This is a genomic window from Pseudomonas sp. SJZ078, assembly GCF_007828255.1.
Classification (GTDB): Bacteria; Pseudomonadota; Gammaproteobacteria; order Pseudomonadales; family Pseudomonadaceae; genus Aquipseudomonas.
Window position 1 is genome coordinate 1 of record NZ_VIUG01000067.1, and the last position, 7,090, is coordinate 7,090.

At 62.8% G+C, this 7,090-nt stretch carries 8 protein-coding genes; all 8 read left to right on the forward strand.

Annotated elements, in window-relative coordinates; genetic code table 11:
* Nucleotides 1-192 precede the first annotated feature (192 nt).
* The 8 genes from FBY02_RS27785 to FBY02_RS27820 all read left to right on the forward strand — a co-directional run bounded on the left by FBY02_RS27785 (nucleotide 193) and on the right by FBY02_RS27820 (nucleotide 6,933).
* A complete protein-coding gene (locus FBY02_RS27785) occupies nucleotides 193-777 on the forward strand; it encodes a hypothetical protein (protein ID WP_144931710.1) in 585 nt (194 codons plus the stop codon).
* The gene (locus FBY02_RS27790) at nucleotides 774-956 is read left to right on the forward strand and encodes a DUF2635 domain-containing protein (protein WP_144931712.1); all 183 of its coding nucleotides are present in this window, start codon (nucleotides 774-776) and stop codon (nucleotides 954-956) included. The genes FBY02_RS27785 and FBY02_RS27790 overlap by 4 nt, the downstream gene beginning before the upstream one ends.
* Nucleotides 956-2,452, forward strand: coding sequence for a phage tail sheath subtilisin-like domain-containing protein (locus FBY02_RS27795; RefSeq protein ID WP_144931713.1), 1,497 nt, complete (start codon nucleotides 956-958; stop codon nucleotides 2,450-2,452). Before FBY02_RS27790 ends, FBY02_RS27795 begins: the two co-directional genes overlap by 1 nt.
* Before the next feature lie 67 nt (nucleotides 2,453-2,519).
* Nucleotides 2,520-2,867 (forward strand): phage tail tube protein, encoded by a 348-nt coding sequence (locus FBY02_RS27800; RefSeq protein ID WP_003198314.1) that lies wholly within the window; start codon nucleotides 2,520-2,522, stop codon nucleotides 2,865-2,867.
* Nucleotides 2,864-3,160 carry a phage tail assembly protein gene (locus tag FBY02_RS27805; RefSeq protein ID WP_144931715.1) on the forward strand — a complete coding sequence of 99 codons (297 nt, stop codon included), beginning with the start codon at nucleotides 2,864-2,866 and terminating at the stop codon, nucleotides 3,158-3,160. Before FBY02_RS27800 ends, FBY02_RS27805 begins: the two co-directional genes overlap by 4 nt.
* A 130-nt stretch (nucleotides 3,161-3,290) precedes the next feature.
* Complete coding sequence (locus tag FBY02_RS27810; protein ID WP_144931718.1) at nucleotides 3,291-4,664, forward strand: phage tail tape measure protein; 1,374 nt, start codon at nucleotides 3,291-3,293, stop codon at nucleotides 4,662-4,664.
* Entirely contained in the window at nucleotides 4,651-5,889 is a 1,239-nt protein-coding gene (locus FBY02_RS27815; protein ID WP_144931721.1) for a DNA circularization protein, read from the forward strand. Before FBY02_RS27810 ends, FBY02_RS27815 begins: the two co-directional genes overlap by 14 nt.
* A gap of 3 nt (nucleotides 5,890-5,892) precedes the next feature.
* Entirely contained in the window at nucleotides 5,893-6,933 is a 1,041-nt protein-coding gene (locus tag FBY02_RS27820; protein WP_144931724.1) for a phage baseplate assembly protein, read from the forward strand.
* The last annotated feature ends 157 nt before the right edge of the window (nucleotides 6,934-7,090 follow it).

Genomic DNA, 7,090 nt, shown 5'->3' on the forward strand with positions numbered 1-7,090 from the left:
CCACAGCATTCGTGAATGACGCAGGACCTCTGTGGGAGCGAGCCTGCTCGCGAAGACGTCGGCACATCCAACATCTATCTCGACTGACCCACCGCTTTCGCGGGCAAGCCCGCTCCCACCCTGGATTGTTGGCGACCACGCCCGCTCCCACAGGGCTTCTGACTTCACTTGCCTATCCCCGGAGCATCCTCCATGAAGACCACGCCGATCCTCACGCAGTTGCGTGAGCAATGCCCGACGCTTGCCAATCGGGTGGCAGCCGGTTTTGACCTGGCCACCCTACAAGCCGAAACCCCGTTACAAACCCCTTGCGCCTATGTCCTCCCGGCAGCCGACCTGGTGGGCAGGAATGCTGCGCAGAACGTCACGCTGCAAACGGTACGCGACCGTTTCGACACGGTGCTGGTGCTCGACACCACCGACCCGACCAAAGCGCTGGATCTACTGCATGACCTGCGCTCCGAGTTGTGGCGGGCGTTGGTGGGGTTCAAGCCCGGTGCCTCTTATACCGGCATCGAATACGACGGCAGCGAACCGGTCTCGGTCTACAGCGGCCGCGCGTTGTTCCGGCTGCGTTTTTTCGCTGAGTGCCAGCTGGGCCGCAATCTGGCAAGCCAGCCTGCCGAAAGCTGGCACGAACGTGAACTGGACGGCTTGTCGTCCTTTACCGGGGCCACTGTGCGGGTCGATGCCATCGACCCGGCGGACCCCAACCTCAAACGTCCTGGCCCCGACGGGCGCCTGGAACTGACTTTCTCTGGAGACGTAACCCCATGAGCAAACGCATCACCGTACTGCCGGCCCCGGGCCGTGTGGTACCGGACCCGGAAGCGGGCGACCTGTTGCCCCTCGAAGGCCGTGACGTGCCGGACAACGCCTGGTGGCGTCGACGTCTGGCCGATGGCGACATCACTACCAAAGCCGTGAAAGCGGCCAAACCACAGGGAGCCCAATAATGGCGATCGGATTCAGCAATATCCCCGCGGACATTCGTGTTCCGTTGTTCTACGCCGAGATGGACAACTCGGCCGCCAATAGCGCGTCGTCAGCCATGCGCCGGTTGATCGTGGCCCAGGTCAACGACAACATTGCCCCGGCGGAAGTCGGCAAGCTGGTGCTGGTCTCTAGCGTCGCCCTGGCCAAAAGCATCGGCGGGCAGGGCTCGATGCTCGCCTCGATGTACGAGACCTGGCGCAAGACCGATCCGCTCGGTGAAATCTGGTGCCTGCCGCTGCACAACGTCGAAGGCGCCATCGCCAAGGGCATGTTGACCCTCACCGGCACCGCCACCGAAAGCGGCGTGCTCAACCTGTACATCGGCGGTGTACGCGTCCAGGCGGCCGTCGTCAACGGTGCCACCGCAGCCCAGGCCGCCACGGCGCTGGCCTTGAAAGTCAACGCGACAGCCGACCTGCCAGTGACCGCTGCAGCCGTCGACGGTGTCGTGACCCTCAGCGCCAAATGGACCGGCGACAGTGGTAACGACATCAGCCTGCAGTTCAATCGCCTGGGCAAGAGTAATGGCGAAGACACTCCAGCGGGCCTGATCACGGCCATCACGTCCATGACCGGTGGCGCTGGCGTGCCGGACCAGACCGCCGCCGTCGCGGCCCTGGGTGACGAGCCGTTCGAATTCATCGCCATGCCGTGGTCCGACCTGTCGAGCCTGAACACCCGGCAAGCGGTCATGGACGACAGCACCGGCCGCTGGTCCTGGGCCAAGCAGTTGTTCGGCCATGTCTACAGCGCCAAGCGCGGCACCATCGGCGCGCTGGTGGCGGCCGGCCAGGCGCGCAACGACCAGCACATGACTATCCAGGCCTTGGAACCTGGCGTGCCGCAACCGTCGTGGGTCCAGGCCGCTGCGCTGGCTGCTCGCACTGCCGTGTTCATCTCGGCCGACGCCAGCCGTCCGACCCAGAGCGGCAGCCTGCCGGGCCTGGATCCGGCGCCGGCCAGCGAACGCTTCACGTTGACCGAGCGCCAGTCGTTGCTCAACTACGGTATCGCGACCACCTATTACGAAGGCGGCTACGTACGCATTCAGCGTTCCATCACCACATATCAGAAAAATACCTTTGGCCAAGCTGACAATTCCTACCTGGACAGCGAAACCATGCACCAGTCGGCGTTCATCGTGCGACGTCTGCAAGGCGTGATCACCAGCAAGTACGGCCGCCACAAACTGGCCTCCGACGGCACCCGTTTCGGCGCCGGTCAGCCGATTGTGACCCCAAGCACGATTCGCGGCGAGCTGATCGCCCAGTACGCCAAGCTCGAGCTGGAAGGTCATGTGGAAAACGCCGAGCTGTTCGCCGAGCACCTGATCGTCGAGCGCGACAGCCAGGATCCGAGCCGGGTCAACGTGCTGTTCCCGCCGGATTACATCAACGGCCTGCGGGTGTTCGCGCTGCTCAACCAGTTCCGTCTGCAGTACGACGCTGCTGCCTGAGTGTTGTGTTTGGACACATGAATTCAGCCCACCCCCGCGTGGGCTTTCTATTTGAAGGAGAAACACCATGGGTCAACTGATTGCGGGCACCTGCTACGTCAAAGTGGACGGCGCTCAACTGACCATCAACGGGGGCTGCGAAGCGCCGCTGATGTTCACCAAACGTGAAACCGTCGTACCGGGTTTCTACAAGGAAACCGACATTGCTCCGTCTTTCAAGGTGACGGCGCTGCACACCGCGGACTTCCCGCTCAAGCAACTGGTGGCCGGCACTGACATGACCGTCACCTGCGAATTCAACAACGGCAAGGTCTATGTGCTGGCCGGCGCCTACCTGGTGGAAGAGCCGGTGTCCAAGGGCGACGACGCCACCATCGAGCTGAAGTTCGAAGGCATCAAGGGGACCTGGCAATGACCCATGTGGTGACGTTGCGCGTGGCCATCGAGGCCCACGGCGAACCGTTGAACGAACTGACCCTGCGCCGTCCGACGGTGCAGGAAGTCCGGGCGATCAGGGCGCTGCCGTACAAGATCGACAAGAGCGAGGAGGTGAGCCTGGACATGGACGTCGCGGCCAAATACATCGCAGTCTGCGCCGGCATCCCGCCGTCGTCGGTCAACCAGCTGGACCTGGCCGACCTCAACGCGCTGAGCTGGGCCGTCGCGAGTTTTTTCATGAGTGCGGCGTCGCAGCCATCGGCGACCTGATCGCCGCCGCCTATGACCTGGCCTGGTTCTGGAAGGTTGACCCCGAACAGATGATGGCCAGGCCACTGGATGTGCTCCGCGAATCCCTGGAGCACGCGCAACGGATCAATGCGATGCAGCAGGTGCAGTGATGGCAGACACACAAAAGGTAGAGAAAAGGGCGGTGCTGCTGACCGGCATCGACGAGCTGTCGCCCAAGCTCGCGGGCCTTCGGGCGAAGGTCCAGGGCTTCAAGCAGAACCTCGATGCAACCGGCCTCGGCAGCCTGGACATTTCCGGGCTGCTGCCGGACGGCGGTATCGCCAAGCCGTTCATGGAAGGGCTCAGGTCGGCGACTGCGCTCAAGAGCGAAGTCGCCGAGGTGAACGGGGTGACCAGTGCCCTGCAAGCCCCTGAAGCACCTCGGGTGGCGGCACAGAGCCTGGATGGATTGAAGACTTCCATCAGCAATGTGTCGGTGCAGTTCGGCTCGGCGCTAGGGCCGGCGGTCAGCGCGGTGGCGATCGGTTTGCAGCCGATGGTCAACGGCATGACCCAGGTGCTGCAGGACAACCCGCAACTGGTGCAAGGACTGGCCGCCGGTGCCGTGGCGTTCAGCGCGATGCAGACGGCGGTCAGCGGTGCGAGCCAGGCCCTCGAAGTGGTCAGCCTGGCCTTGAAGATGAACCCCATTGGCCTGATCGCCATGGGCATCGCCTTGGCGGCAGGGATGATCATTGCCTACTGGGAACCGATCTCGGCGTTCTTCGCCGGGCTCTGGCAGAGGCTTGCGCCCATCGTTATGCCGATGGCCGAGTTCTTCAAGACGATGTTCGCCTGGTCGCCCCTGGGCTTGATCGTAAGTAACTGGACGCCGCTGACCGGTTTGTTCTCGGCCATCTGGGATCTGCTCAGGGCCTTGACGGTGCCGGTGATGGACGCGCTCCAAGGGCTTTTCAACTGGACGCCGTTGGGCCTGATCATGGCCAACTGGGGCACCCTTGTGGACGTCTTCGCCGGGATCTGGGAAGGCCTGCACAATCAGGTGTCGATCATGTTGGCGGTGTTCGCCGGGCTGTTCGACTGGTCGCCCATCGACGGTCTCACCAAGCAGTGGGGGCCGGTAAGCGAGTGGTTCAGCCAGTGGTGGGATGAACTGCAGGGTGTGATCGCACCGATCAAGGCGTTCTTCAATGGCGGTTTTGGCGAGGTCATCACCACGTTCACTGGCAAGGTCCAAGGGCTGACCGAAGCGCAACAGAAGACCAACGCCGAAGGCAAAGGTGAACTGGCGCCGGCGCTGTTTGGTAGCGCCGGTGCGTTGCCGCAGACCTCCAGTGCGCTGGTGCAGCAAAGTGCCGCGAACAGCCGGACTCAGCTTGAAGGTGGCCTGACCGTACGCTTCGAAAACGCGCCGGCCGGTCTGCGCGCCGAGCCTGCACAGACCAATCAACCGGGACTGGCGGTAAGTTCGCGCATCGGCTATCGCTCGCTGTCCGCAGGAGGTTCCAATGAGTTGGAGTGATCGTTTGTTGCCGGCGTCGTTCCGTGGCGTCGGGTTCTGGGTCGACCAGGCGAAAACCCCGGTGGGGCACAAGGGCCAGTTGCATGAATACCCGCAGCGCGACCAGCCGTTTTTCGAAGGGCTGGGCCAGCAGGCGAAGATCCATGAACTGACTGCGTTTATCGTCGGTCCCGATTGTCTGGAGCAGCGCGACAAATTGCTCAAGGCGCTGGAACAGGGGAGCGGCGAACTGGTGCACCCGTGGCTGGGACGGATGCAGGTCAAGGTCGGCGAATGCGACATGACCCAGACCCGCCAGGACGGCGGACTGGTCACGTTTGCCCTGAAGTTCTACCCCGACCAGCCATTGCAATTCCCCTCGGCGACGATCAACAGCCAGAAGCTGCTGTTGGTGTCGGCTGACAGTTTCCTGGGCTCGGCGGTGCGGCGTTTCGAAGACGCGATGACCTTGATCAAGGTCGCACGGATCGGCATCGCTGACCTGCGCAACAGTCTCAAGGAAGTCTACGGCGTTATCGAGCAGGAGCTGAAGCCGTTGATCGAGGTCTATGGTCAGCTCAGCGATCTGGCCAAGGCGGTGAAGGAGGTGCCCAAGGAAGTGGTGGCGGAGTTCAAGGGATTGTTGGGGGATATCCGAGAGCTGAAGGACTTTGCCCGTGACCGCTATCGCGGCGTGATTGCCAGCGTGTCGCAACAGGTCGAAGCCATCCGCCAGACGGACGCCCCCAAACTCACTACCGGCAAGGACACCATGGCGGCGGCCCAGGCCGTGGCCGATCTGCTCCAGGACATCCTGCTGGTACAGGCCGCGCAATGGGTTGCGGCGATGCCCGTGGCGGCGCCGGTGGTCAAGCTCGGCGCCACGCCTTCAGTGACGCAGCAGGCCGTGCAACCGATCCAGCGCCGGGACGTGCCAGTGGCCGACGATGTGCTGGTTCTGCGTGATGCCCTTAACGAAGCCATCTGGCAGGCCTCTCTGAAGGCCGACCCGGATCACTACCAGGCACTGAACAACCTGCGTCAGCAAATGGCCGCGCACCTGACAGCGGTGGCGTCATCGGGTGTCCGATTGATCAAACTGTCGTTCAAGCAAAGCCTGCCGGCGCTGGTGGTGGCTTACCAACAATTTGCCGATGCCACCCGGGTGACCGAAGTGATCCAGCGCAACGGTGTGGCCCACCCAGGTTTCCTGCCGCCCAACGACCTGAAAGTCTCGGGGGAGTAAGCCATGAGCGAGTTCGATAACGTCGTCACGCTCACCGTCGGTGGGCTGGACTACGGCGGTTGGAAAAGTGTGGAAATCAGTGCGGACCTGGAGCGTCAGTTCCGCACGTTCAAACTCGACATCACCTGGCAATGGCCGGGGCAGATCCAGGCAGTGCCGATCCGTCCCGGTGATGAATGCCAGGTGCGCATCGGTGCCGACCTGGTGCTCAGTGGCTACGTGTTCAAGGCTCCGGTCAGCTATGACGGGCGCCAGATCACGCTGAGCATCGAAGGGGGGTCCAGAACCCAGGACCTGGTGGATTGCGCGGCGATCAACCGCCCCACCCAATGGCGTGGGCAGACGGTGCTAAGCATCGTTCAGGCCCTGGCATCGCAATACGGCGTGGGGGTCGTCAGCGAGATCCCGGAAACTGCACGGTTGAGCGAACACAGCATCGTGCCGGGAGAAACCGTCTTTCAATCCATCGACCGTTTGCTGACGTTATTCCGGGTGTTTTCCACTGACGACGCCGAAGGCCGCGTGCTGCTGGCCAAACCCGGCGGCGCCGGGCGAGCCAGTGATGTGCTGGAGCTGGGCAAGAACATTCTTTCGGGCAACGCGCCGATGGACTACAGCCAGGTGTTCTCCGAATACCGGGTCATCGGCCAGCACAAGGGAAATGACCAGCAGAGTGGAGCGGCGGTGAGCGAAGTGTCGGGCACCGCCACCGACTTGAGTTTCAAACGCAAGCGGGTGACGGTGATCAGTGAAAGCGCCCAGTTGACCTTCGAGCTGGCCCAGCAACGGGCCGACTGGGAAAGCGCCATCCGCACCGGTCGCGCCCTGACCACCACCTACCGCGTGCAGGGCTGGCGCCAGGCCAATGGCGACTTGTGGCGGCATAACACGCTGGTGCGGGTGATCGACCCGGTGCTGGGGTTCGACGGCGACATGCTGATTTCCAAGGTGACCTACTCGCTGTCCGCCCAAGGCACCGTCACCACCTTGCAAGTCGCTCCGCCCCATACCTTCGACGCGAACCCGGTGCCACCCAGATCCTGAGCCTGACACCGACCCCCTGTGGGAGCGGGATGCCCACAAATCCCCATCCACCACACATCCCTTGTGGGAGATTCTATGGTGCAGGGCTAGCCCCTAAATGCCTTTTGGTAAATATTCGCTCTGGTTCTTCAACAGAGCGAATACCACTCGGGCAAGC